This is a genomic window from Pseudomonas sp. No.21, assembly GCF_054558415.1.
Window position 1 is genome coordinate 66,050 of sequence record NZ_BAAJNO010000018.1, and the last position, 24,952, is coordinate 91,001.

The 24,952-nt window shown below is 63.4% G+C and carries 20 protein-coding genes; 7 read left to right on the forward strand and 13 right to left on the reverse strand.

The window, feature by feature from the left end:
- Positions 1-82: 82 nt before the first annotated feature.
- The 4 genes from ACYJSS_RS27810 to ACYJSS_RS27825 form a co-directional block, all read right to left on the reverse strand.
- Complete coding sequence (locus tag ACYJSS_RS27810; RefSeq protein WP_236206102.1) at positions 83-1,300, reverse strand: glycosyltransferase family 4 protein; 1,218 nt, start codon at positions 1,298-1,300, stop codon at positions 83-85.
- A gap of 482 nt (positions 1,301-1,782) precedes the next feature.
- Positions 1,783-2,244, reverse strand: coding sequence for a hypothetical protein (locus ACYJSS_RS27815; RefSeq protein ID WP_236206101.1), 462 nt, complete (start codon positions 2,242-2,244; stop codon positions 1,783-1,785).
- A gap of 100 nt (positions 2,245-2,344) precedes the next feature.
- Positions 2,345-2,581, reverse strand: a complete 237-nt coding sequence (locus tag ACYJSS_RS27820; RefSeq protein ID WP_236206100.1) for a hypothetical protein — start codon at positions 2,579-2,581, stop codon at positions 2,345-2,347.
- 478 nt (positions 2,582-3,059) lie between these two features.
- The gene (locus ACYJSS_RS27825) at positions 3,060-3,938 is read right to left on the reverse strand and encodes a LysR substrate-binding domain-containing protein (protein ID WP_236206099.1); all 879 of its coding nucleotides are present in this window, start codon (positions 3,936-3,938) and stop codon (positions 3,060-3,062) included.
- Positions 3,939-4,058: 120 nt separating this feature from the next.
- On the opposite strand from ACYJSS_RS27825, the gene ACYJSS_RS27830 reads away from it, so the two are divergent.
- From ACYJSS_RS27830 to phnX, 3 genes are all read left to right on the forward strand, one after another.
- On the forward strand, positions 4,059-5,228 hold the full coding sequence (locus ACYJSS_RS27830) for a 2-aminoethylphosphonate--pyruvate transaminase (RefSeq protein WP_236206098.1): 1,170 nt from the start codon (positions 4,059-4,061) through the stop codon (positions 5,226-5,228).
- Positions 5,229-5,448: 220 nt separating this feature from the next.
- Positions 5,449-6,795 (forward strand): MFS transporter, encoded by a 1,347-nt coding sequence (locus tag ACYJSS_RS27835; protein ID WP_236206097.1) that lies wholly within the window; start codon positions 5,449-5,451, stop codon positions 6,793-6,795.
- Between the two features lie 22 nt (positions 6,796-6,817).
- A complete protein-coding gene (gene phnX / locus ACYJSS_RS27840; RefSeq protein WP_236206096.1) occupies positions 6,818-7,645 on the forward strand; it encodes a phosphonoacetaldehyde hydrolase in 828 nt (275 codons plus the stop codon).
- A 434-nt stretch (positions 7,646-8,079) separates the two neighbouring features.
- Here the strand turns inward: phnX and ACYJSS_RS27845 are convergent, their stop codons facing one another.
- The gene (locus ACYJSS_RS27845) at positions 8,080-9,981 is read right to left on the reverse strand and encodes a sigma-54-dependent Fis family transcriptional regulator (protein ID WP_236206095.1); all 1,902 of its coding nucleotides are present in this window, start codon (positions 9,979-9,981) and stop codon (positions 8,080-8,082) included.
- Positions 9,982-10,298: 317 nt separating this feature from the next.
- On the opposite strand from ACYJSS_RS27845, the gene exaC reads away from it, so the two are divergent.
- The 4 genes from exaC to eutC all read left to right on the forward strand — a co-directional run bounded on the left by exaC (position 10,299) and on the right by eutC (position 15,745).
- Complete coding sequence (exaC, locus tag ACYJSS_RS27850; protein ID WP_236206094.1) at positions 10,299-11,819, forward strand: acetaldehyde dehydrogenase ExaC; 1,521 nt, start codon at positions 10,299-10,301, stop codon at positions 11,817-11,819.
- A gap of 263 nt (positions 11,820-12,082) precedes the next feature.
- Positions 12,083-13,453, forward strand: coding sequence for an ethanolamine permease (gene eat, locus ACYJSS_RS27855; RefSeq protein WP_236206093.1), 1,371 nt, complete (start codon positions 12,083-12,085; stop codon positions 13,451-13,453).
- Positions 13,454-13,509: 56 nt separating this feature from the next.
- Positions 13,510-14,904, forward strand: a complete 1,395-nt coding sequence (locus ACYJSS_RS27860) for an ethanolamine ammonia-lyase subunit EutB (protein WP_236206092.1) — start codon at positions 13,510-13,512, stop codon at positions 14,902-14,904.
- A 10-nt stretch (positions 14,905-14,914) separates the two neighbouring features.
- Entirely contained in the window at positions 14,915-15,745 is an 831-nt protein-coding gene (gene eutC / locus ACYJSS_RS27865) for an ethanolamine ammonia-lyase subunit EutC (RefSeq protein ID WP_236206091.1), read from the forward strand.
- Between the two features lie 110 nt (positions 15,746-15,855).
- Here the strand turns inward: eutC and ACYJSS_RS27870 are convergent, their stop codons facing one another.
- The 8 genes from ACYJSS_RS27870 to ACYJSS_RS27905 all read right to left on the reverse strand — a co-directional run bounded on the left by ACYJSS_RS27870 (position 15,856) and on the right by ACYJSS_RS27905 (position 24,868).
- On the reverse strand, positions 15,856-16,332 hold the full coding sequence (locus tag ACYJSS_RS27870) for a RidA family protein (RefSeq protein WP_111264355.1): 477 nt from the start codon (positions 16,330-16,332) through the stop codon (positions 15,856-15,858).
- A complete protein-coding gene (locus ACYJSS_RS27875; protein ID WP_459481009.1) occupies positions 16,329-19,523 on the reverse strand; it encodes an efflux RND transporter permease subunit in 3,195 nt (1,064 codons plus the stop codon). Before ACYJSS_RS27875 ends, ACYJSS_RS27870 begins: the two co-directional genes overlap by 4 nt.
- Positions 19,524-19,527: 4 nt before the next feature.
- The gene (locus tag ACYJSS_RS27880; RefSeq protein ID WP_236206089.1) at positions 19,528-20,766 is read right to left on the reverse strand and encodes an efflux RND transporter periplasmic adaptor subunit; all 1,239 of its coding nucleotides are present in this window, start codon (positions 20,764-20,766) and stop codon (positions 19,528-19,530) included.
- Positions 20,767-20,822: 56 nt separating this feature from the next.
- Positions 20,823-21,482 (reverse strand): hypothetical protein, encoded by a 660-nt coding sequence (locus tag ACYJSS_RS27885; protein ID WP_236206088.1) that lies wholly within the window; start codon positions 21,480-21,482, stop codon positions 20,823-20,825.
- 17 nt (positions 21,483-21,499) lie between these two features.
- Positions 21,500-22,072 carry a DUF2165 family protein gene (locus ACYJSS_RS27890; protein WP_236206087.1) on the reverse strand — a complete coding sequence of 191 codons (573 nt, stop codon included), beginning with the start codon at positions 22,070-22,072 and terminating at the stop codon, positions 21,500-21,502.
- Positions 22,044-22,736 (reverse strand): HAD family hydrolase, encoded by a 693-nt coding sequence (locus ACYJSS_RS27895; RefSeq protein ID WP_111264358.1) that lies wholly within the window; start codon positions 22,734-22,736, stop codon positions 22,044-22,046. Before ACYJSS_RS27895 ends, ACYJSS_RS27890 begins: the two co-directional genes overlap by 29 nt.
- Positions 22,737-22,807: 71 nt before the next feature.
- Positions 22,808-23,650 (reverse strand): AfsA-related hotdog domain-containing protein, encoded by an 843-nt coding sequence (locus ACYJSS_RS27900; RefSeq protein ID WP_236206086.1) that lies wholly within the window; start codon positions 23,648-23,650, stop codon positions 22,808-22,810.
- A gap of 30 nt (positions 23,651-23,680) precedes the next feature.
- Entirely contained in the window at positions 23,681-24,868 is a 1,188-nt protein-coding gene (locus tag ACYJSS_RS27905; protein WP_236206085.1) for an MFS transporter, read from the reverse strand.
- Positions 24,869-24,952: the final 84 nt, after the last annotated feature.

A 24,952-nucleotide genomic window follows, 5' to 3' on the forward strand; every position in this document is an offset into this window, starting at 1 on the left:
TATGTAGAGGGCCGGAGGACGGTTTCATTCCATGGATGCACAGCGAATTTTGAAGCAATGCCGTGCAGACGGCCCCCCTCGCTCAGGCCACCGGCAACGCCTGGTCAATACCCAGCGCCTTCAGATATCCAGCGACCCCGCTATCCCTCGAATAGCCCCGTGCGGTGACCACCGCCTGCCGCCTCAAGGCCTGGAAGCGCTCGGGCTCGGCCAGGGCCTGCAAGGCCTTCTCGGCGATCCGCTCGGTATCGAAGAAGTCCACCAGCAGCCCGTTGCGGCCATCCTCGATCACCTCGCGCACCGGCGCCGTGTCCGAACCGATGACCAGGCAGCCGCTGGCCATGGCCTCCAGCAGGGACCAGGACAGGACGAAGGGGTAGGTCAGGTAGATATGCGCGGCGGAAACCTGCAGCACTCGCTTGTAGGTGGCATAGGGCACCTTGCCGAGGAAGTGCACCCGCTGCAGGTCGATGGGGTTCTCCGCCAGCAGCTTGCTGCGCCAGTTGGCAGCGCCCTTGGGGCGGCTGCCATAACTCACCTCATCACCCCCGACCACCACCACCTGGCAGGTCGGGTGCGCTGCGAGGATGCGCGGCAAGGCCCGCATGAAGCTGTGAAAGCCCCGGTAGGGCTCCAGGTTGCGCGCCACATAGGTAAGGATCGGCTGCCCGGCCTTCAGCACCCGGCCATCGGGCAATTCCAGGCTGGCCTCGGGATCAGGACCTAGCCCAGCGATATCGATGCCTTCATGGATCACCTGCATGGCGTCACGGTAGGCCGCCGGGTGCACGCTGCGCTGCCACTGGGTCGGAGTGATGGCGAGGTCGCAGTTCTCCAGGTTCAGCAAATGCAGCGCATTGCGGCTGCGGATGCTCGCGGCGCCGTTGGTATCGAGCGGGAACTCCGGGTCGAAGCCGGCATCGGCACCACGGGCCTGGTAGTAGTACTCGCAGAAGTGGATCAGCCGCGCCGACGGGAAAGCCTCCTTCACATACAGGCTCTCTCCCCAGCCGGGATGGGCGACCACCACATCCGGCCGGTAGCCCTTGCCCTTCAGGTCCAGCAACAGGCGCAGCACCTGCTGGCCATGCAGCACGCCATCCTCGAAGGTGCGCACATAAGGGTGCGTCTGCGCACTCGCCTTGCGATGGGGCTTGTAGCGCAATAACCGCACGCCCGGCAGCCCAGGCGCCTGCTCGCGGCCGATGGCCAGGACCTCGACATCGTCCCGCTTCGCCAGATGGGCCGCGAGATGACGGAACTGGCCAGGGAAATTCTGGTGAATGAACAGCACACGCATCCCGCCGCAACTCCTTTTGCAGGTCTTCCATGGCTGCCACACCTCGGGTTTGCCCAGGCGAGAAGCGGCAGAAAATCATGGCACTACGCCACAGGCGAAGGATGAACCGGGACGGGGGAGCAAGGAAAGCGGGCCGCGTGATGCGGCTCACGAATGGGGGAGCGATAGTCCGGCGGCAGAGGGAAGTGCAAGAGCCGATGCTGATGCGGGCCGAAATACCGGGACAGGTTGTTTGGCCAGGAATGCGCCGCGCGCCACCCGCGCTGCCTCAATGGACGTGGCCTGAAAAGACTGATCTATTCCGGCCAGTGGCAGGTAATCGCGAGATATCCACTCAAAGAAATGAGCGTTAGCCCGTATCTAGACCCCGAGTTTCGCAATTATATGCGGGGCATTGAAAAAATAAGAAAATTGCTTTTATAAAGGCTGACAAACCATGAACCCTCTGTTTTTTTAGCGGGAGGTCTCTGTATTTATAGAGCCTATGCAGTGTAGTAAGTCACCAACCAGTCGCGAAGAGGGAATGAGGACTTTCCGATGCACAGTTCGCCGCGGCGCAGGTTAAAAAAGACCCTACTCTCAATGATGCTTATTATTGGCTCATACAGATCTGAGACGGACAGGCAAACTTCATCGCCCTCGTCGCATCCGTTTGCCCAATGGAAAGCGCTCATGCAAAGCACCCTCTCATAAGCCCCGGCTCCGTTGTCTATGCTTACAACTTCCTCCACTTCCAGTGTACTGACGAGCGGGGCGTTCCTGTTGATTGCTTGTCGAAAATTAGAGAACGGATGGACGCCCTGCTGCCTAGCGTGTGCCGAAACAATGCGAGCAGCTTGCTTGAGAAATTCATATATTTTGTCTTCATCTTCCCTGCTCGCCTCGTTCCTGCTCATCCATTCAACTTTTTTGAGCCTGGCAAGCAAGACCTCTGTATTCTTCATTAATTATTACTCAAAAAAATAGACACATTAACATCTGGAATTTTTAAACCTGCCTGCAGCCTATGCAACTGGATCAGCGCATTATGGCGCACCACTTAAATCAATTAACTGAAAGAGTATCTATTGTGACCCCAAGTGCGATCAGCCTCGCAAGAGCAGCCTTAAAAAGCTCATCATTACTAATCAACAAATGAAATTTTTGCCCACCAATCTCTTTATAACAAATTAACTCCGAATTCGGCGTCCTGTATATAAAATAATCATCTACCACCATGCCATTCCTAAACAAAAAATCATCCACAAAATCATCAGTAAAAACAGGCTTATCAGCAGTCATCTTCAACAATCCTTGATCTTTAATAACGGCATTCCGTTCGCACCAAACTCTGTGACCATCATCTTGGAACCGCTCGCTAACTATATATACCAAGAGATCAGCACTACCCAGCGATCTCCCCAACTACGAACGCTAATCCTTATCGTGCCTTTCGCTTCTCGCGAGGCTCGTAGCCCCTTACTCGTCCTGAGTCCTTCTCCACCACGAAAACAGCGGGACCGTCCACGAGACTCCCACTCGGCGAGTAGACGTCAAAAACAGCACTCCACTCGTCTGGCGACTTTTCATTGAAACTGATTCCAGCAAATTCATATCGATAGCCACGTAAATCAAGACTATCCACATAGGAAACTGCCAATTCCTTAGCCCGTTCTCTAGAAACAGTCATGGTTCCTGCACCTATGTCGATTTGTCAGCGAGTGCATCTCATCTGTCCACCGTAAAACTACTCCAACATTTGGGCGTTCGCTCCAGCCTGTCAAATACAAGCCGCTCTGGAGTCCACCACCTCCAAAAACGCCCCGATCACCCGCCTCGCCCCCTGCTCCTTCAGGCACACCAGCGTCTCGGTCATGCGCGGTTCGAAGTCGAGGATGGGCAGTACGTGCACGCCGCGGCTGGAGCCGAGTTCGGCGGCGGAGACGATGCCGACGCCGAGGCCGGCGACGACCATCTCGAACACCGCTTCGCGGCCTTCCACTTCGATGGCGGTGTGGGTGTCGAGGCCCAGGCGGCGCATTTCGTCTTCCAGCATCTGCCGGGTCATGGAGCCCTGTTCGCGCAGCACCAGCGGGGTGCGGTGCAGGTCGGCGAGGTGGATGGCGTCGCGCCGTGCCCAGGGGTGGTCTTCGGCGACGAAGGCCACCAGCGGGCCGCTGCTGAGCACATGGGCGATCAGGCGGTCGTCGTCCACCGGGCGGCCGAGCACGGCGAAGTCGGCCTGGTAGTCGAACAGCCGACGCAGGGATTCGTCGCTGTTGCCGGTCACCAGGCGCACGCGGATGCCGGGGTAGCGCTCGCAGAAGCGCGCGATGCAGGGCAGCAGGTGCATGGGCGCGTCCACTGCCAGGGTGAGGCTGCCGCTTTGCAGGGCGCGGGAACTGGTGAGCAATTCCTCGGCCTCGTTCTCGGCGGCGAACAGGCGCAGGGTGATGGCCAGCAGGCGCTCACCCAGTTCGGTGAGCTGCACCGAGCGCTTGTTGCGGTTGAACAGCAGCACGCCGAAGCGCTCCTCCAGCTTGCGCACCTGGTCGGAGACCGCCGGCTGGCTGAGGAACAGCTGCTCCGCCGCGCGGGTGAAGTTGCCGTGCACCGCCACGGCGTGAAAGGCCTTGAGTTGCGCCTGGGAAACCGACATCACCGCCCCTATTAATAAGCTCAGCTTGTTTGTGAAATACCATAAATCGATTTCATTTATTTCTAGCCAATTGCTTTGATCAGCGCCAGCCCCGCCCACCCGCATCCGCTGGAGACGATCATGAGCCACGCCGAATTCCCCGCATCGCATACGCCCCTCGCCGCGCCGGTCCAGGGCGAGCCCTACCTGCTGACCCCCGGCCCGCTGACCACCTCGCGTGCCACCAAGGAAGCCATGCTGCGTGACTGGGGCTCGTGGGACGCCGACTTCAACCGCGTCACCGCCGAGATCCGCCAGCAGCTGCTGGCCATGGCCGGCGTGCACGACGACAGCTACGCCTGCGTGCCCCTGCAAGGCAGCGGCACCTTCTCGGTGGAAGCGGCCCTGGCCACCGCCATCCCCCGCGACGGCAAGGCGCTGATCCTGATGAACGGCGCCTACGGCCAGCGCGCCGCCAAGACCCTCGACTACCTGGGCCGCGCCCATATCGCGCTGGACAAGGGCGACTACCTGCCGCCGCAGCCCGAGGAGGTGGACGCCCTGCTCCGCGCCCACCCCGAAGTCACCACCGTGTTCCTGGTCCACTGCGAGACCAGCTCCGGCATCCTCAACCCGCTGCGCGAGCTGGCGGCCGTGGTGAAGGCCCATGGCAAGCGCCTGATCGTCGACGCCATGAGCTCCTTCGGCGCGGTGCCGTTGTCGGTCGACGAGGTGCCCTTCGATGTCCTGGTGTCCTCGGCCAACAAGTGCATCGAGGGCATCCCCGGCTTCGGTTTCGTGATCATCCGTCGCGACCTGCTGGAGGAGTCCGCCGGCCGCGCCCACTCCCTGAGCCTCGACCTGCTGGAGCAGTGGCGCTACATGGAGCGCACCGGCCAGTGGCGCTTCACCCCGCCCACCCACAGCGTGGTGGCCTTCCATGCGGCGCTGGAACAGCACGCGGCCGAGGGTGGCGTGCAGGGCCGCCTGGCGCGCTACACGCGCAACCGCGACGTGCTGGTGGCCGGGATGCGCGAGCTGGGCTTCGAGACGCTGCTGGAGGACCGCTGGCTGTCGCCGATCATCACCACCTTCTTCAGCCCTGCGCACCCGGCCTTCGAGTTCAAGCGTTTCTACGACGAGCTCAAGGCCCGCCAGTTCGTCATCTACCCCGGCAAGCTGACCCAGGCCGAGAGCTTCCGCATCGGCTGCATCGGCCAGATCGACGAGCCCATCGTCCGCCAGCTGCTGCGCGCCATCGCCGAGTCCCTGCAGGCGATGGGCGTGACCCTCGAGAAAACGGCGGCCTGACCCGCCCCCTTGGGCCGCCCGCCACCCCGAGCGGGCGGCCTCTTTTTCCGCGTCAGCCGGCCGCGCCGGCGAGGAGCCCGCCCACCCGAGACGATCAGCACCATGCCTGACGCACGGCCTCTGCCCTTCTGACCAGGCCAGGCGTTTAGACAGCCAGGAAGTACCAAGAACAACAACAGCCTCCCTCACGCACTGTCGCCAACCCACAGGGGTCAGAACCATGAACAACGCTGCAGGTGTCTTCCAGCACGGGTGGAAATCCATCCACCGCTGGCGTGTACAGATCTTCCTCATCACCTGGCTGGCCTATGCCGCCTTCTACTTCACCCGCAAGGCCTTCTCGGTGGCCAAGCTGGGCATCGGCGAGGACGTCGATTTCGAGCTCGACAAATCGGCGATGGCCAACCTCGATGCCCTCTATCTCACCGCCTACGCCATCGGCCAGTTCACCTGGGGCATCTTCGCCGACCGCTTCGGCCCCCGCGTGATCGTCTTCGGCGGCCTGCTGGTCTCCGCCCTCGCCGCGCTGGCCATGGGCACCTTCGCCACCCTGCCGATCTTCGCCACCTGCATGGTGATCCAGGGCCTGGCGCAGTCCACCGGCTGGAGCGGGCTGTGCAAGAACATCGGCTGTTTCTTCGCCACCCGCGAGCGTGGCCGGGTGCTGGGCTACTGGAGCACCTGCTACGCCTTCGGCGGCCTGGTCTCCACGCCCTTCGCCGGCTGGTGGGCCTACCAGGTGCTCGGCGACTGGCGTGCGGCCTTCGTCTCCAGCGCCGCGGTGGTGCTGGTGGTGGCGGTGCTGTTCTGGCTGCTGCAGCGCAACCGCCCCGAGGACGTCGGCCTGGAGCCGGTCGAGGTGGAAGTGAAGACCTCCCGCGAGCTGAAGATCGAGCGCGACAGCCACTGGGTCTCGCTGCGCAAGATCATGGGCAACCGCACGGTGCTGGTCCTCGGCCTCGCCTACTTCCTGCTCAAGCCGGCGCGCTACGCGATCCTGCTGTGGGGCCCGATGATGGTCTACGAGCGCATGCCCGCCGTGGGCAAGGTCGCCTCGGCCATCGTGCCCACCGCCTTCGAGGTGGCCGGGCTGGTGGGGCCGATCCTCATCGGCATCGCCTCCGACCGCTGGTTCGGCGCGCGGCGCATGCCCGCCTGCGTCATCAGCCTGGTGGCGCTGACCCTGTGCCTGGGCCTGTTCGTGCCGGCCATGCAGAGCGGCAGCCTGTACCTGGTGGTCGGCCTGCTGTTCATGCTGGGCCTGACCCTCTACGGCCCCGACTCGATGATCAGCAGCTCCGCCGCCATCGACTTCGGCACCACCGAAGCGGCCGGCACCGCCGCCGGCTTCGTCAACGGCTGCGGCTCGGTCGGCGCCATCCTCGGCGGCCTGCTGCCCGGCTACTTCGACACCACCACCGTATTCATCGGCTTCACCGTCGCGGCCCTGCTCGCCAGCCTGATGCTGGTGCCGTTCTGGAACAGCCGGCCCAAGACCCTGAAGGTCCTCGACGGGCTCATCCCCTCCCCCACCCATGGCGGCCAGCCCCTCGGCACCCGCACCTGACTTCGCCCCCAAGGAGACACCCATGAACTACCAGCACCCCACCCAACTGCAAGCCGCCATCCTCGACTGGGCCGGCACCGTGGTCGACTTCGGCTCCTTCGCGCCGACGCAGATCTTCGTCGAGGCCTTCGCCGAGTTCGGTGTCGCCGTGAGCCTGGAGGAAGCGCGTGGCCCGATGGGCATGGGCAAGTGGGATCACATCCGCACCCTGTGTGATATCCCCGACATCGCCGAGCGCTACCGCGCCGCCTTCGGCCGCCTGCCCACGGACGACGACGTCACTGCGATCTACGAACGCTTCATGCCCCTGCAGATCGAGAAGATCGCCCTGCACTCGGCGCTGATCCCCGGTGCCCTGGAGGCCATCGCCAGCCTGCGCGGCAAGGGGCTGAAGATCGGCTCCTGCTCCGGCTATCCGGCGGCGGTGATGGCCAAGGTGGTGGAGCTGGCGGAGAAGAACGGCTACGTCGCCGACCATGTGGTGGCCACGGACGAAGTGCCCAACGGTCGCCCGCACCCGGCCCAGGCACTGGCCAACGTCATCGCCCTGGGCATCAGCGACGTGGCCGCCTGCGTGAAGGTGGACGACGCCTGGCCGGGCATCCTAGAAGGCCGCAGCGCCGGCATGTGGACGGTCGCCCTGACCTGCTCCGGCAACGCCCTGGGCCTGACCTGGGAGCAGTTCAAGGCCCTGCCCGCCGGCGAGCTGGACCAGGCACGCGCGCGCATCGCCCAGCAGTTCGAAGGCGCGCGCCCGCACTACCTGATCGACACCATCGCCGACCTGCCGCAGGTGATCGACGACATCAACGCGCGCCTCAAGCGCGGGGAAATGCCCCAGGGCGCATGACGAAACCCGAAGGGCACCCTGTAGGGCTGTAGGGGCGACTTCAGTCGCCAAGCAGACCGCAGGGCTGCCCCGACTCGGTGCCACAGACAGCGTCGCCTGGTGGATGGAAAGAGCGCCATCCACCCTTCACCCCAGTAAGCCCAGTGCCTGAACCAACCGCAGGCACCAACCGCAGGATGGCGCAGAGCGCAGCGAAACCCATCACCAGCGAGCCCCAGACAGGCCGCAGGGTCGCCATCACAGAGTGCTCCCCAGTAGCACCGCTTGGTGGATGAGAAGAGCGCCATCCACCCTACTCCCCGGTCAGCTCGGTGCCTGCGCCAAGCGCAAGGCACGAACCGTAGGATGGCGTAGAGCGCAGCGAAACCCATCATCAACAGGCCTGAACCCGACGAAGATTCCCGGGCTGAAGCCCGGGCTGCATCCGAGCCCGGCTAAAGGCTGCGCGTCTCGATCGAGTGCTTGCGCAGCTTGCGGTACAGGGTGTTGCGGCTGATGCCGAGCTGCTCGGCGGTGCGGGTCATGTGCCAGCGCTGGCTTTCCAGGGCGGCGAGCAGGGCGCTGCGCTCGGCGTCCTCCAGCGGGTGCGCCACGCAATCGGTGATGGGGGGCGGTGCCGCCGCACGGCGCAGGTCGGACGGCAGGTCGCCAAGGCGGATGCGGCCGTCCTCGCACAGCGCCGCCAGGGTGCGCAGCACGTTGCGCAACTGGCGCACGTTGCCGGGCCAGGCGTAGTCGAGCAGCGCCTGGCGGGCGTCCTGCTCCAGGCGGATGGCCTGCCCACGCGCTTCTTCGCTCAGCAGGTGGTCGAGCAGTTCGGGGCGGTCGCTGCGCTCGCGCAGGGGCGGCAGGTCGATCACCAGGCCATTGAGGCGGTAATAGAGGTCTTCGCGGAAGCTGCCATCGGCCACGCGAGCGCCCAGCTCGCGGTGGGTGGCGCTGATGATGCGCACGTCCACGGCCTGGGCCTCGCCGCCGATGGGCACCACCTGGCGCTCCTCCAGCACGCGCAGCAGCCGGGTTTGCAGGGCCAGGGGCATGTCGCCGATTTCATCGAGGAACAGGGTGCCGCCGTCGGCCTGCTGCAGCTTGCCGCGCATGCCTTCCTTGCGCGCACCGGTGAAGCTGCCGCCGCGGTAGCCGAACAGCTCGCTCTCGATCAAGGATTCGGGGATGGCCGCGCAGTTGAGCGCGACGAAGGGCCGCTCGGCGCGTGAGCTGGCCAGGTGCACGGCCTTGGCGAAGGCCTCCTTGCCGGAGCCGGTCTCGCCATTGACCAGCAGCGGCACATCGCGCTCGTACACCTTGAGTGCACGACGAAAGTCGGCGGCCAGCGCCGGGTCGCCCAGGCACAGGCCAGGCACGGCGGGCTTGGCCCGGGGCGGCACCACCTGCGGCAACACGCGGGGCTGGCCACGCAGCACGGCATGCAGCGCGCGGCCATTGCGTGCACGCAGCGGCCAGCTGGCGGCGGGCTGCGCCTGGGCACGGCCGAGCAGGTCGTCCAGGCGGCAGTCGAAGAAGGCTTCCACGCTCTGCCCCAGCAGGCGCTCGCGGGAGCTGTCGAGCAGGTTGATGGCGCTCTGGTTCACAGCGCGGATGCGCCCTTCGCCATCGAAGGCCATCAATCCCTCGCTGAACAGCCCGACGTACTCGGCCTGGAGGTGGAAGCGCAGCAGCCATTCGCCCTCGAAGCGACGCAGGAAGTAGCAGCTCTCGATCATCTTCGCCGAGAGGTTGACCAGCGCCATGGTGTGGAACTGGCTCTGCCGCGATACGGCGTGGCGCGCGGAGGACACGTCGAGCACCGCCAGCAGGTCGCCCTGCGGGTCGAACACCGGGCTGGCGGAGCAGGTGAGGCCGGTGTGGCGGCTGCGGAAATGCTCGTCCTGGTGGATGGTCAGCGCCTGGCGCTCGATCACGCAGGTGCCGATGCCGTTGGTGCCCTCGCGGGCCTCGCTCCAGTCGGCGCCCAGCCACAGGCCGGCACGCTCGAAGGCCTGGCGCTCGGCAGCGGCGGTCACGCAGTTGAGGATCACGCCACGGGCGTCGGTGAGCAGCACCGCATGGCCGGCACCGGAGAGCTGGTGATAGAGGCTGCTCATCTCGCCACTGGCGATCTCCAGCACCTGCTGCATGCCTTCGCGGCATTCGAGCATGCGCGCATGCTCCAGCACGGTCGGCGCCATGGGCAGGGCCGGGTCGAGGTGGTAGTCCTCCAGGCAACGCAGCCAGGAGCGAGCGATGGAAGGATCGGCGGCGGGCCCGCTGGACTGGGCCTTGCCTTGCGCCACGGTCAGCACTTGCCGAGCGTGGCGGCTCAGGTGGTCGTGCATTCTTGTCGTTCTCCATTGCGGGCTTGCGGGAGGCAGCCCGTGCCCTGGTGGGCACCCGCATCGCCGCAGCATCCACCAGCGCAGGCGGCTTTGCAATCGCCGGATGACCCACCGGTCAATGGCTGTACCGGATGCGTGACAGACTGTCACCCGCCCCGTACCAGGCATGCGACAGCGCCCTCCGGCCAGCCGCTGCCCACGACGCCGGGAGCCTTGTCCCACGCGGCTTCCACCGGCCTGGCCCGGCCCTTGCTCTATGCTGATCAAAGCGCTTCGGCGCCAACTCCCCAATAAGCACAAGAGCCAGGAGATAGACCATGCGTTACGCACAACCCGGAACCCCCGGCGCCATCGTTTCCTTCAAGGCCCGCTACGGCAACTACATCGGTGGCGAGTTCGTCCCGCCGGTCAATGGCCAGTACTTCACCAACACCTCGCCGGTGAACGGCCAGCCCATCGCCGAATTCCCCCGCTCCGACGCCGCCGACATCGACAAGGCGCTGGACGCCGCCCACGCCGCCGCCGATGCCTGGGGCAAGACCTCGGTGCAGGAGCGCTCGCTGATCCTGCTGAAGATCGCCGACCGCATCGAAGCCAACCTGGAACTGCTCGCCGTCACCGAGACCTGGGACAACGGCAAGGCCGTGCGCGAGACACTGAACGCCGACATCCCCCTGGCCGCCGACCACTTCCGCTATTTCGCCGGCTGCATCCGTGCCCAGGAAGGCGGCGCCGCCGAGATCAACGAGAATACCGTCGCCTATCACATCCACGAGCCACTGGGCGTGGTCGGCCAGATCATCCCGTGGAACTTCCCGCTGCTGATGGCCGCCTGGAAGCTGGCCCCGGCCCTGGCCGCCGGCAACTGCGTGGTGCTCAAGCCCGCCGAGCAGACCCCGCTGGGCATCAGCGTGCTGATGGAGCTGGTCGGCGACCTGCTGCCGGCCGGCGTGCTCAACGTGGTGCAGGGTTTCGGCAAGGAAGCGGGCGAAGCGCTGGCCACCAGCAAGCGCATCGCCAAGATCGCCTTCACCGGCTCCACCCCGGTGGGCTCGCACATCCTCAAGTGCGCCGCCGCCAACATCATCCCCTCCACCGTGGAGCTGGGCGGCAAGAGCCCGAACATCTACTTCGAGGACATCATGCAGGCCGAGCCGGCCTTCATCGAGAAGGCCGCCGAGGGCCTGGTGCTGGCCTTCTTCAACCAGGGCGAGGTGTGCACCTGCCCGTCCCGCGCCCTGGTGCAGGAATCCATCTACCCGGCGTTCATGGCCGAGGTGATGAAGAAAGTGAAGGCCATCAAGCGTGGGGACCCGCTGGACACCGACACCATGGTCGGCGCCCAGGCCTCCGAGCAGCAGTACGACAAGATCCTCAGCTACCTCGAGATCGCCCAGCAGGAAGGGGCGGAAGTGCTCACCGGCGGCGGCGTCGAGAAGCTCGAAGGCAACCTGGCGACCGGCTACTACATCCAGCCGACGCTGCTCAAGGGCAACAACAAGATGCGCGTGTTCCAGGAAGAGATCTTCGGCCCGGTGGTGGGCGTCACCACCTTCAAGGACGAGGCGGAGGCCCTGGCGATTGCCAACGACACCGAGTTCGGCCTCGGCGCCGGCCTGTGGACCCGCGACATCAACCGCGCCTACCGCATGGGCCGTGGCATCAAGGCCGGCCGCGTGTGGACCAACTGCTACCACCTGTACCCGGCCCACGCCGCCTTCGGTGGCTACAAGAAGTCCGGCGTCGGCCGCGAGACCCACAAGATGATGCTCGACCACTACCAGCAGACCAAGAACCTGCTGGTGAGCTACGACATCAACCCCCTGGGCTTCTTCTGAGGAAAGCTCCCCTGGCCAGCTGCGAACCCCGCATGGCCAGGAGAGGCCCCTTGTAAAACCGGGAACGGGCGCCAGTCAGGCGGCGCCCGCTCCGCTCCACCCCGGCTCCATCCGACTACAACAACAAGAAACGGTGAACACCATGTGCATCACGCCTCGCTGCTGCCCGCAGTCGGTGGTCCGTGCCCGCTCGGGCCACGCGCCGCCTCCCGCCGCTCCGTTCCGTCGCCCCATTTCCCTCAAGGCAACCTTCGGAGACGCGCATGACAACCACTAACCAACTCAAGCCCACCCTCGGCACCCTGCACCTCTGGGGCATCGCCGTCGGCCTGGTGATTTCCGGCGAATACTTCGGCTGGAGCTACGGCTGGGGCGCCGCCGGCACCCTCGGCTTCCTGGTCACCACGCTGCTGGTGGCGACCATGTACACCTGCTTCATCTTCAGCTTCACCGAGCTGACCACCGCCATCCCCCACGCCGGCGGCCCCTTCGCCTACAGCAGCCGTGCCTTCGGCGAACGCGGCGGCCTGATCGCCGGCATCGCCACGCTGATCGAGTTCGTCTTCGCCCCCCCGGCCATCGCCATGGCCATCGGCGCCTACCTCAACGTGCAGTTCCCCGAACTCGATCCCAAGCACGCGGCGGTCGGTGCCTACTTCGTGTTCATGACCCTGAACATCCTCGGCGTCAGCATCGCCGCCACCTTCGAGCTGGTGGTCACCGTGCTCGCCGTGGCGGAGCTGCTGGTGTTCATGGGCGTGGTGGCACCCGGCTTCAGCTTCAGCAACTTCGTGCTCAACGGCTGGGCCGGCTCGGATACCTTCAGCAGCGCCTCGATCTCCGGCATCTTCGCCGCCATTCCCTTCGCCATCTGGTTCTTCCTCGCCATCGAGGGCGCAGCCATGGCCGCCGAGGAAGCCAAGGACCCGAAACGCACCATCCCGCGCGCCTACGTGGCCGGCATCCTCACCCTGGTGTTCCTCGCCATCGGCGTGATGATCATGGCCGGCGGCGTCGGCGACTGGCGCCAGCTGTCGGGGATCAACGACCCGCTGCCCCAGGCCATGAAGGCCGTGGTCGGCGAGAACTCCGGCTGGATGCACATGCTGGTGTGGATCGGCCTGTTCGGCCTGGTGGCCAGCTTCCACGGCATCATCCTCGGCTACTCGCGGCAGTTCTTCGCCCTCGCCCGCGCCGGCTACCTGCCCCGCGGCCTGGCCAAGCTGTCGCGCTTCCAGACCCCGCACCGCGCCATCATCGCCGGCGGCGTGATCGGCATCGCCGCCATCTACAGCGACGGCCTGATCAACCTGCAGGGCATGAGCCTGACCGCCGCGATGATCACCATGAGCGTGTTCGGCGCCATCGTCATGTACATCATCAGCATGCTCGCGCTGTTCAAGCTGCGCGCCAGCGAGCCGAACCTGGAGCGCACCTTCCGCGCCCCGGGCTACCCGGTGGTGCCGGCCATCGCGCTGATCCTGGCGGTGGTCTGCCTGGTGGCCATGGCCTGGTTCAACACCCTGATCGGGCTGATCTTCCTCGGCATCATGGCCGCGGGCTTCGTCTGGTTCCAGTTCACCGCCCACCACCGCGCCAGCGCCCCAGCCGACGCGATGCTGACCCGCATCTGAGCCCCCCAGGCCGGCCCCGCCGCGACGGCGGGGCCGGCCCAGACAGGACGATCGACATGGCAGTTTTTTCCCATAGCGTCGGCGGCCAGACCTGGCGCTTCGACAGCCTCAAGGACGTCATGGCCAAGGCCAGCCCGGCACGTTCCGGCGACTTCCTCGCCGGCGTCGCCGCCAGCAGCGACGGCGAGCGCGTGGCCGCGCAGATGGCCCTGGCCGACATCCCGCTCAAGCACTTCCTCGACGAGGCGCTGATCCCCTACGAAGACGACGAAGTCACCCGCCTGATCATCGACGGCCACGACCGCGCCGCCTTCGCCCCGGTCAGCCACCTCACCGTCGGCGGGCTGCGCGACTGGCTGCTCGGCGATATGGCCGACGAGACCTCGCTGCGCGCCCTGGCGCCCGGGCTGACGCCGGAGATGGCCGCTGCGGTGTCGAAGATCATGCGCGTGCAGGACCTGGTGCTGGTGGCGCAGAAGATCCGCGTCGTCACCCGCTTCCGCAACACCATGGGCCTGCGCGGGCGCATGTCCACGCGGCTGCAGCCCAACCACCCCACCGACGAGCCCGCCGGCATCGCTGCGAGCATTCTCGACGGCCTGCTCTACGGCAACGGCGACGCCATGCTCGGCATCAACCCGGCCACCGACAGCCTGTCGTCCATCTGCGCGATGCTGGAGATGCTCGACGCCATCATCCAGCGCTACGAAATCCCCACCCAGGCCTGCGTGCTCACCCACGTCACCACTTCGATCGAAGCCATCAACCGTGGCGTACCGCTGGACCTGGTGTTCCAGTCCATCGCCGGCACCGAGGCGGCCAACGCCAGCTTCGGCATCAGCCTGGAGATCCTCCGCGAAGGCCACGAGGCCGGGCTCTCACTGAAACGCGGCAGCCTGGGCAACAACCTCATGTACTTCGAGACCGGCCAGGGCAGCGCGCTCTCGGCCAACGCCCACCACGGCGTCGACCAGCAGACCTGCGAAGCACGCGCCTATGCCGTGGCGCGCCACTTCGACCCCTTCCTGGTCAACACCGTGGTCGGCTTCATCGGCCCGGAGTACCTCTACAACGGCAAGCAGATCATCCGCGCCGGGCTGGAGGACCACTTCTGCGGCAAGCTCCTCGGCGTGCCCATGGGTTGCGACATCTGCTACACCAACCACGCCGAGGCCGACCAGGACGACATGGACATGCTGCTGACCCTGCTCGGCGTCGCCGGCATCAACTTCATCATGGGCATCCCCGGCTCCGACGACGTGATGCTCAACTACCAGACCACCTCCTTCCACGACGCCCTCTACGCCCGCCAGAGCCTGGGCCTCAAGCCTGCGCCCGAGTTCGAGGCCTGGCTGGAACGAATGGGCATCGCCAACCAGCGGGACGGCCATGTGCGCCTGGGCGAGCAACTGCCGCCCGCCTTCCGCCAGGCCCTGGCGCAGCTCAGCTGAGGAGCCCTCGATGACCGACGACAAGCGCCCCGCCCTCGACAACCCCTGGCGCGAACTGCGCCGCCTCACCCCAGCGCGCATCGCCCTCGGCCGCGCCGGCACCAGCCTGCCCACCGAGGCCCAGCTGGACTTCCAGTTCGCCCACGCCCAGGCCCGCGACGCCGTGCACCTGCCCTTCGACCGCGCCGCCCTGGCCGCCGAACTGGCCGAGCGCGGCCGCGACAGCCTGCTGCTGCACAGCGCCGCCAGCGACCGCCACACCTACCTGCAACGCCCCGACCTGGGGCGGCGCCTGGACGAGGACTCGGCCCAGCGCCTGCGCCAGCATGCCGCGGCCAATCCCGACGGCTACGACCTGGCGCTGGTGATCGCCGACGGCTTGTCGTCCCTCGCCGTGCAACGCCACGCCCTGCCCTTCCTCCAGCGTTTCGAGGAACAGGCGGCGGAAGATGGCTGGCGCACGGCCCCCATCGCCCTGGTGGAACAGGGCCGCGTGGCGGTGGCGGATGAAGTGGCCCAATTGCTCGAGGCGAAGATGGTGGTGATCCTCATCGGCGAACGCCCCGGCCTCAGCTCCCCCGACAGCCTCGGCCTGTACTTCACCTGGGCGCCCCGCGTCGGCCTCACCGACGCCAGCCGCAACTGCATCTCCAACGTCCGCCTGGAAGGCCTCTCCTACGGCCTGGCCGCCCACCGCCTCCTCTACCTGATGCGCGAAGCCAGCCGCCGCCAGCTCTCCGGGGTCAACCTCAAGGACGACTCCCAGGTGCCGATGCTCGACGGTACCGAGCAACCCGTGCGGGGGAATTTCTTGCTGGAAAGCTGCCCCCCGGCGCGGTGAGGCGGCTAGCAGGTCGGGGGGCAGTGGGCCGTGAAGCTGAGCCCCGGCCGAGCTACCGCATCTCATCGTCAAAGCCCCGAAGCCAAGCAATGGCTGTGCGGGGTCGGAAGCTATCCGGGCAGAGCGAAGATGGCCTCGATCTCTATGCCGACTTCAGAGGAGAAAAGCCCCGCGACACGCACAAGGGAACTTGCAGGACGGGAATCTCCATAACGACGGCTCAACACGTCTCGCAAAGCGGCAACATCCTCCAGGGACGTCACGTAGATCGTGATCTTGATCAGCTCCTTCATGCCAATTCCCTCGGCTTCCGTGACTCGCTCCAACTGGTCGAAGATTGCTTCCGCCTGTTCCGCCATCGGCCCACCCTGGGCCGGCGTACCAAACGCCGTCATTCCGGAAAGGTAGAGCGTCCGATCGTGCCTTACCGAAACGGAGTAAGGCCCTGCGGGGGCGGGTAACGTGGCGTAGTTCGCTCGGCTCAGCGTCTCGATGGACTCTCCGTTGTTTGCAAGATCCGTGGCCGCATTGACAAGCGCCGGCAGGCTCATTCCTGCTAGCAGGCAAGTGAGCATCAGTCCATTCATTCGGCAACTCCTTTGTCGAAAGTACCGCCAGGGGCGGGTTGTGCGATTTGCGGGCGTGGGTTTCTCCCCTCTACGGTACGGCGAAGCAGTACGTAGAAAAGGGGGGTGAACAGGAGGCCGAAAAAAGTGACCCCAAGCATCCCGGAAAAGACCGTGACCCCCATTGCCCTGCGCATTTCAGCTCCAGCGCCGGTGGCCAGGACAAGGGGAACAACCCCCATGACGAAGGCGAACGATGTCATCAGGATTGGACGAAGGCGCATGCGACAAGCCTCCAGGACCGCTTCTAGCCGGTTCACGCCACACGCCTGCCTGGCCCGGGCGAACTCGATGAGGAGGATCGCGTTCTTGCAGGCCAGCCCCACCAGTACGATAAGACCGATCTGCGTGAAGATGTTGTTGTCCCCACCACTGACCACAACGCCCGCCAATGCCGAGAACAGCGTCATCGGCACGATCAGAATGACAGCCAACGGCAGGCTCCAGCTCTCATACAGGGCCGCCAGCACGAGAAAGACCAGTAGAACGCACAGTGGGTAGACCAGGTTCGTAGAGGTGCCGGCGAGAATCTGCTGGTAGGTCAGCTCAGTCCACTCGTACGCCATGCCCTGCTCCAGCTCCGTCTTCAGCAACGCCTCGAAAGCAGCCTGCGCCTGGCCGGTGCTGTAGCCCGCGGCGGGGCCCCCTGTGATCTCGGCCGAAAGGAAACCGTTGTAATGCATCACCCGGTCGGGTCCTGCTGCGAGCCGAACATCGACGAAAGAGGCAAGCGGGACCAGCACCCCCTGCTCATTGCGAACCTTGAGGAGGCCGATCTGCCCTGGCTCTCCCCTGAAGCCTTGCTCCGCTTGCACATGCACCTGATAGGTGCGGCCAAATCGGTTGAAGTCGTTGGCGTAGACCGATCCCATGTAGATCTGCAACGTGTCGAAGACCTCGCTTATCGCGACACCGTGGGTCCGTGCCTTGTCCCGATCAACTACGACGTCGATCTGCGGTGCGCTGATCTGGTAGCTGGAGAACATGCCCTCCAGTTCCGGTAGCTGTCGGGCCTTATCCAGAAGCCTCTGTGTCTGCCGATAAAGCGCCTCATGTCCGAGGCCAGCCCGATCCTCGATCTGGACCTTGAACCCGCCTATGGTCCCCAGGCTCTCCACTGGAGGGGGAGGCACCACAAGGACGAACGCATCCTCGATGTCCCCGTAGCGCGCATTGAGGGATCGGGCGATGGAGACATCGGAGAGGTCGCCGCCACGCTCAGCGAAGGATTTCAGCGGGATGAACATCAACCCTGCGCTAGAGCTGTTGACGAAGCCGTTTATCGATAGGCCGCTGAAGCTCACCGTATTGGCCACACCGGGTTGTTCCAGGGCAAGTTCGGACATTTTCAGGATCACCCGCTCCGTGCGCTCCAGGCTCGCCCCCTCCGGAAGTTGCGCGAAAGCGACCAGATACTGCTTGTCCTGCTGGGGAATGAACCCCATTGGAATCCGCTCGAACCCCAGATAGCCAAGGCCGACAAGCACGACGTACAGGAGCAGTGCGAGGCTTCCTCCTCGAAGAACCCGTGCCATACCGCTCACGTAAGCATCACTTGCATGCTGGAAAAAACGGTTGAAGGGGCGGAAGAGCCATCCGCCAAAGGCACGATAAATCCCCCGGCTCAGCGGATCGCGCCCCTCGGAAGGCGGCTTGAGCAACATCGCGGCCAATGCGGGAGACAATGTCAGGGAATTGATCGCGGAGATGACCGTCGAGATAGCGATAGTCAAGGCGAACTGCTTGTAGAACTGCCCCGTGAGTCCGGAAATGAAAGCCGTCGGAATGAAGACCGCGCACAGCACCAGGGAGGTCGCAATGATGGGGCCAATGACCTCCTCCATCGCCCGTTGGGTGGCTGCCTTCGGCTCCAGGCCCAGTGCGATGTTACGCTCAACGTTTTCCACGACAACGATCGCATCGTCGACGACGATGCCAATCGCCAGCACCAGGCCGAACAGTGAAAGCGCGTTTATCGAGAAACCAAGCAATTGCATCACGGCGAAGGTGCCGATCAGCGAAACGGGCACGGCAGCCAGCGGGATGATGGACGCACGCCAGTTCTGCAGGAAGAGCACCACCACCAGCACCACCAGTACCAGTGCTTCCAGCAGGGTCAGGACTACGGCCTTTATCGAGCCTCGAACGAAAACGGTCGGATCGTACCCAATGGAATGCTTGATGCCCGGAGGGAACGCTTCGGCCAGTTCGTCCATGCGGTTACGGAGCTTGTCCGAGAGTTCGATCGAGTTGGCGTCGGCCTCCTGGAAAACTTGTAAAGCTGCCGATGGCTGGCCATCCAGATGCGCACTCAGTGAATACTGGTTCGCCCCGAGTTCAATGCGAGCGACATCCCTGAGGTGAACCACATTCCCAGAGCCGGCGGAACGGATGACGATGCGCTCAAACTCATCCTCTGTCACCAGGCGCCCCTGCGAACGGATCTGCAGTTGGAATGCCGAGCCATCCGCCGCAGGAGGAGCACCAAGCGCACCGATGGCAACTTCCCGGTTCTGGTCACGTATCGCCTGAACGACATCCATCGAACCGAGTCCGTAGGACGCGACCTTGTCCGGGTCCAGCCAGACCCGTAGCGAATAATCGCCCATGCCCAACAGGCGTATGTCGCTTACACCCTCGATCTTGAACAGCTCATCGATGATGTGGATCGTCATGTAGTTGGAGAGGTAGACCGGATCGTACTGTCCCGACGGGGAATAGAGATGAATCACCTGAGCCAACGCAGGCGAGGTCTTGTCGACCGTAATCCCGAGGCGTTGGACATCGACGGGCAACTGGGACGAGGCACGGCTGACTCGACTTTGAACCTGAACCAGCGCGCTATCGAGATCCGTACCCAGGGCGAAGGTCAGCGTCAAGGTCATGACCCCGTCTGCTGTCGACTGAGAGCTCATGTACAGCATGCCCCTGACACCGGACAGTGCCTGCTCCAAGGGTGACGCCACCGTTGCTCCCAGAGTTTCAGGACTGGCACCTGGAAACTGTGCGCGCACCACGACAGTGGGCGGAACAACCTCCGGGTACTCGCTGACCGGCAACTGGAAAAGCGAAAGGGCTCCGGCGATCAGCATGAGGATCGACAAGACAGCGGCGAAGATGGGCCGACCAATGAAAAAGCGAGAGAACGCCATCTTGCTAGTTCTCCGAGGCAGACATGAGCGTCACATTGTCAGTGCGCTCATCCTGAGCAACGCCCTGTGCAACAGTTCGGGTCGAGTCGGACGGTTCTCGTATCTCGGCACTCGTTGGAACGTCATCGATCACCATCATCATCGTCCGGGGCGAGACTTTCGCACCGGGTCTGGCACGCTGCAGTCCACTGACCACGACTACATCCCCCCCCTTGAGGCCACTACGTACGATACGTAGCCCTTCCTGCTTGGGCCCCAGTTCGACCTCTCGGTAGCTCAGGACCCCGTCCCCTCCCAGAACCAGCACATAGCGCTTGCCCAGATCGACACCAATGGCTTCATCCCTGATCATGGCTGCCTCATAGGATGCGAGCCCCTGCAACTTCAGCCGCACATAAAGTCCCGGAATCAGCGTTCCTGCCGCATTGTCGAGGACTGCACGGGCCCTGAGAGTTCCTGTCAGAGGGCTCACCTGATTGTCGATAAAGTCCAAATGCCCCCTATGCGCTTCTCCCGCTCTTCCAGTCAGCTCAACATGTACAAGAGCGGGCTCCCCTGCATTTAGCAGTTCACTGGAAAGCCTGAGATAGGTGCCTTCGTCCATATCGAAATAGGCATGAAGATTCCTGGTTCCGAGTAGCGTCGTGAGAAGGGTGGAGTCGGCACTCACAAGGTTGCCGACCGTCACGTTCGCAGTACTGAGGCGCCCATCGATAGGGGCTGTGATGCGTGTGTACCCCAAGTTGAGACGAGCCGCCTCGACCTGGGCCTGAATCGCTGCCACCTCCGCCCCAGCCTCCTCGGCAGCCGCTCGGCGAGCCTCGGCCAGCTCGGTCGACATGGCACTCCTCGCCTTGAGACGATCACCACGCCGAGCCTCGCTTTCGGTACGCGTACGTATGGCAACGGCTTGACGGAGACGCGCCTCGAGACGCTGGACCTCGACTTCGAACGGGCGAGGGTCGATACGGAACAGCACCTCGCCTTTCCTGACGGTAGCGCCATCCCGGAACAAAACGTCCACGACAGGACCAGACACTCGTGGACGCAGCTCAACCACCTCCGGGGCTTCGAGGCGCCCCGAAAACTCCTCCCAGTCGTCGACCTTTCTTGTGACTACCTCAGCAACACCGACCACCGGGAGCCCAAGCGACACATCCTGTTGCTTAGCCTCGCAGGCAACCAGAGTGACCAGGAACGCCAGGAGCGCGAACCTCCCGGAGTGCGAACGGATCGAGCGCATGAATTACTCCTTGAGCTGTTGGTGCACCGAAAAAGGGGGGAACTCCGTTCGATGCCTTATCCCTTGCTGTCAGCGGTTTGCTCTGCCAGCCAGCTATCGTGCAGCCACTTCTCGGTCTTCCTTTTTCCAGGAAAAGTGATCCACACGATGTCGCGCTCGAAGATCATCGGCTTCTCGTCGCTGCCGACGATGATCCAGAACCAGCGACCATCGGCCAGGTTGCGGGCCTTCACCTTCATTCCGGTCAACGTGACCGTCTTCTTTTGGCCGTCGCGAACTACCTCGATGGCCTCATCGTGAGGATCTATCCAACTGATCTTCATCCGGGCGAGCAAGTCAGGGGCGGATCGCTGCAGAAAATCACGCGCCACCTGCTCCGAACGTTCACGAGAGGGCAAGGGCTTTCCTGCCAAATCCAGAGAAATGTTGGCGAAGCCCTTAAGCTCACCGGTCGCGGATACAACAGTGCTGAAATGCTCGCCGCCCAACTCGGCATTGCGTCCATCCATGCGCTGATAACGAGTCAATACAACCCGCTCACCATCCATGGTGACCTCGCGAGCAGAAACGTATGCATGCGAGTTGGGGATGGAAATCGAATCCGTATCGGACTTCATTGCGTTTATCTCCTTGGACACTGACTCGGAAGCAAAGGAATTGGCCGCCACCAGGGTCGTCAGGAAAGCGGTGAATACCCAACGGTTCCATTGGTTCATGTTGGAGCTCCTTCTATTTAGTTGTTCTCGTGGCTGCCTTTCTTTGAAAGCTCGTGGCAGAGGCGAGCAGGCTCGCTCTGCACCCACAGGAGGGCACCGAGACTTATGAGAATCAGTGTCATGTGTACCGACTGTATGGCCCCTTGTTTGAGCCAATAGCCGAACCACAGCCCACCGCAGATGAAGAAAAGCCAAAGCAGGAGAAAGCAAGTCAGTGCGATCAATGCCAAGTTGCGCGCCTGATCGAGACTCGAAAGGCTACGTCGCCGCCAAGCCCGCACATACCCGAGCGCAGCAACCCATAGAAAAACCGCGATGAGCATCTGACTGGTCGCGACGACCATCAGCAACGGCTCTGCCCACTCGATCGGCCACGCTCTCGATAGAAGAGCGCCGCCGAGCACCTGCTCTTCCTTGAGCAAGGCCATGGAAAGGGTGTTGCCCAAGTGCAGGATGTTGGTATCGGGATCGAACAGGTTATTGATCACAGCGATACTCAGCCAAGAGGCCAAACCCACGAGAACGGCCAGGCGGCCGAAAATAAACGAGTGGAAGAACATATCAGCCCCCTTGCCGATCAGAAGCCGCATGCATTAACGGCCATGCCCGCAGTCTGGCTATCTCGACCAGAGCAGGATCGACAGCGACCACCCGTGGATGGCCAACACTCTCCAGAAGGGAAAGATCGGAAAGATGGTCACCGTAGGCATAGCAATCGCCAGGCTTGGCTCCCCGTTCCAGCATCAGCTGATTGGCCGCCTTCCATTTCCCAGTACCGATTGTCTGTGGAGCTGCCAGCCTCCCCGTGTAGCGGCCTGCTTCTAGTTCAAGGCGGGTTGCCAGCACATCGCTCACGCCCAGGTATTCGGCCAACGGTCGGAGAATCTCCGTAAGCGAGCCCGACACGAACACGATGCCCACTCCATCTTCTTGGTGTTGCCTCAATGCCCTCAGCGTTGTGTCGACAAAGAATCCCGGTCTTTCTTTTTCAATCGAGAACCATGCATCGGCAGCCTCAATGACCCGTGACCGCTCATGCCCCTGGAAGACCTCATAGAAGGAACGGTTTACAGCAGCTCGATCAGCGCCCTGGCTCATCAGTTGCCCAAGGCGGTCGACCTCTTGCTGCTCAGCCTGTGCGCCGTTTGCGGCTCCCAGCTGGCGGAGTAGGTAGAAAGCTCGAAAGCTGAACATGCTTTTGATGTCGATAAGCGTTTCATCTACATCAAAAAAAGCGAGACGAGGTAAGGTCATGGTCGCGTCCTTGCTGGCACTGACGCATTAGTCAATGCCGGCAACAGGCCCTCTCTCTGATAAGGGATTGGCTAAAGGTTTACGCCGAGCGCATTCTCGGCAGGCACGATGCCCAGCCGTCGACGTAGCCGCCGAAGCTGGGCAGCTAGAGCGCTGGCTGCGAGCCTGCACTCTCGAACACCAATGAGCTCGGCATCCATGACGCTGAACCTAACCGTCATACCAGCAACCGGTTGTTCTCCTTGCCAGACCTCCATGTCGGCATGCACGTCCACCCGATCGGGTCGAGGCTGTTTCATATCCAGAAGTCGATAACGGATTTCCGCCGGGAGGGGAAAGGCGAATGCCAAAAAACGCATGGCCATTTCGTTGAGCACAAAATAGCGCTCAACTGATTGGAAGTCCGCGAGGTGGAACCTCTCGGTTACCGCCAGGAACATCTGGCGACACGCTTCGGTTAACACCATCCCCTGAACGTGCTGGCCAGTGAGATGGTCGAGCATCAGCTCATTGTTTGCGTCCAGCAGCAGGCCTGCGACAAAGACATCTCCACGTCGCTCGGGTGTCGAAATCAGTACGTTCTGCTTTTTGCGCTTATGCGAAAGCCGGACGCTTGCAGGCTCTTGATCGGCCCATGTACGCCAGTGACGAAATTCTTCTACGTACCCCAGCTCCAGCGCCATGTCATGGAACTGATCGATCTGCTCGGAGGAAAGACCTTGCCCAGCAACAAACCTCGAGCCTTTCAGCTGGACAACACCCCTGCCACCCAACGATTGGCGGAGCGCGCTGCAGGTAAGCACATTGCGCTGTTTCGAGAACACATCGAATCGATCAGCGACAACCAGATAAACACCCATATCGAAACTCCTTGTCAGACTATCCACTGCAGATCCGTCGGCATCCTTGATCATCTGCAACTACCTGCGCGCAGCATTGAACGATTACCGCGCACGCCTTCCACCCTCGGTGGCGCTGTACATGGCGGCAGCCGCTATGCATGACGCCAGTATCAGAAACAGGCTCGAGTCCTCCCAGGATTCACCCAGGCGTACGACCCAGGGCCCAATGCTCGCGCCCAGGAACAGAAAAAAGGTATAGAGAGCCACGGCAAGCCCCCTCGCCGCTTCCGGAGCACGTGTCGAGGTAGAGGCAATTAGCCCGGGCACGCTGATGCCGATGCCGGCGACGAATACCACGCTGGATGACAACAACCAGAAGAGGCTGTGCTCCCCTACCACCGCCACAAGGAACAAGCCGAGGGCCGAAACGGCCAGACCTGAGCTGGCGACGCGGTTCGCGCCCCATCGTTGGATAGCCCCCGCAACAGCGAGGGGCGCAAAGAGTCCTGGCAGGGCAACCGCACGCGCGACCAGCGGATCGATTCCCTGCCCCAGGCCCGAGATCAATCGCCGGTCCAGATCCACATAGAAGGCCACGAACGCCATGAGTAGCAGCAAGGCGGGGACGTATACACGGCGCAGCTGGGGGTCCGAGAGGAGTTGGAAGAGCGGCCGGTAGATCGACAACAGGTGCCCGGAGGCTCCGGCCTTCCGGAGACCGTTGCGACAACTCAGGAGCGTTATGGCAGTGATCAGGTAGACGACTGCCAGCGGGACCATTGCCAGGCCGAACCCCCAGACCGCAGCAACGAGACTTCCGTACAACTGCCCCAGCAGTCCGGCAGTAAGGAACGCCGTACTCAACCAGGCGACGCCCCATGCCCGCTGACGGGGGCTGCCATGTTCGGACAGATAGGCGATGGCGACAGGTGGGTATGAAGCGGCGGCGAATCCCTGAAGGGCACGCATTGCCAGGAAAGCCTTCGAGGACGACACAAAAACCATGGCTGCAGAAGCGACAGCCAGAACCACCAAGCCGGTTACCAGCACAGCGCGGCGCCCCAACCTGTCGGACAGTGGCCCAAAGATCAAGAAGCCGCACGCATAGCAGACGCTGAACACCATCAAAGAGAGGCCAGCCCCTCCGAGCGGAAGTTGGTAGTCCTGGGCCAACCGCGCGAGGATCGGTACAGGGACGTAAAGCAGTGATACAACCGCCACGGCGCAGAGGATCATCTGCACGACCAAAAAGGTGGCAGGAGCCGTCGCATGACTGGAATTTATGTGCATTGCTACATATCTCTTCGAGCCAGGAGTTTCAGTACAGGTGGCCTCGCCGCACGGACTCCTGGCAAGGCGTACGGACTTTTGAAG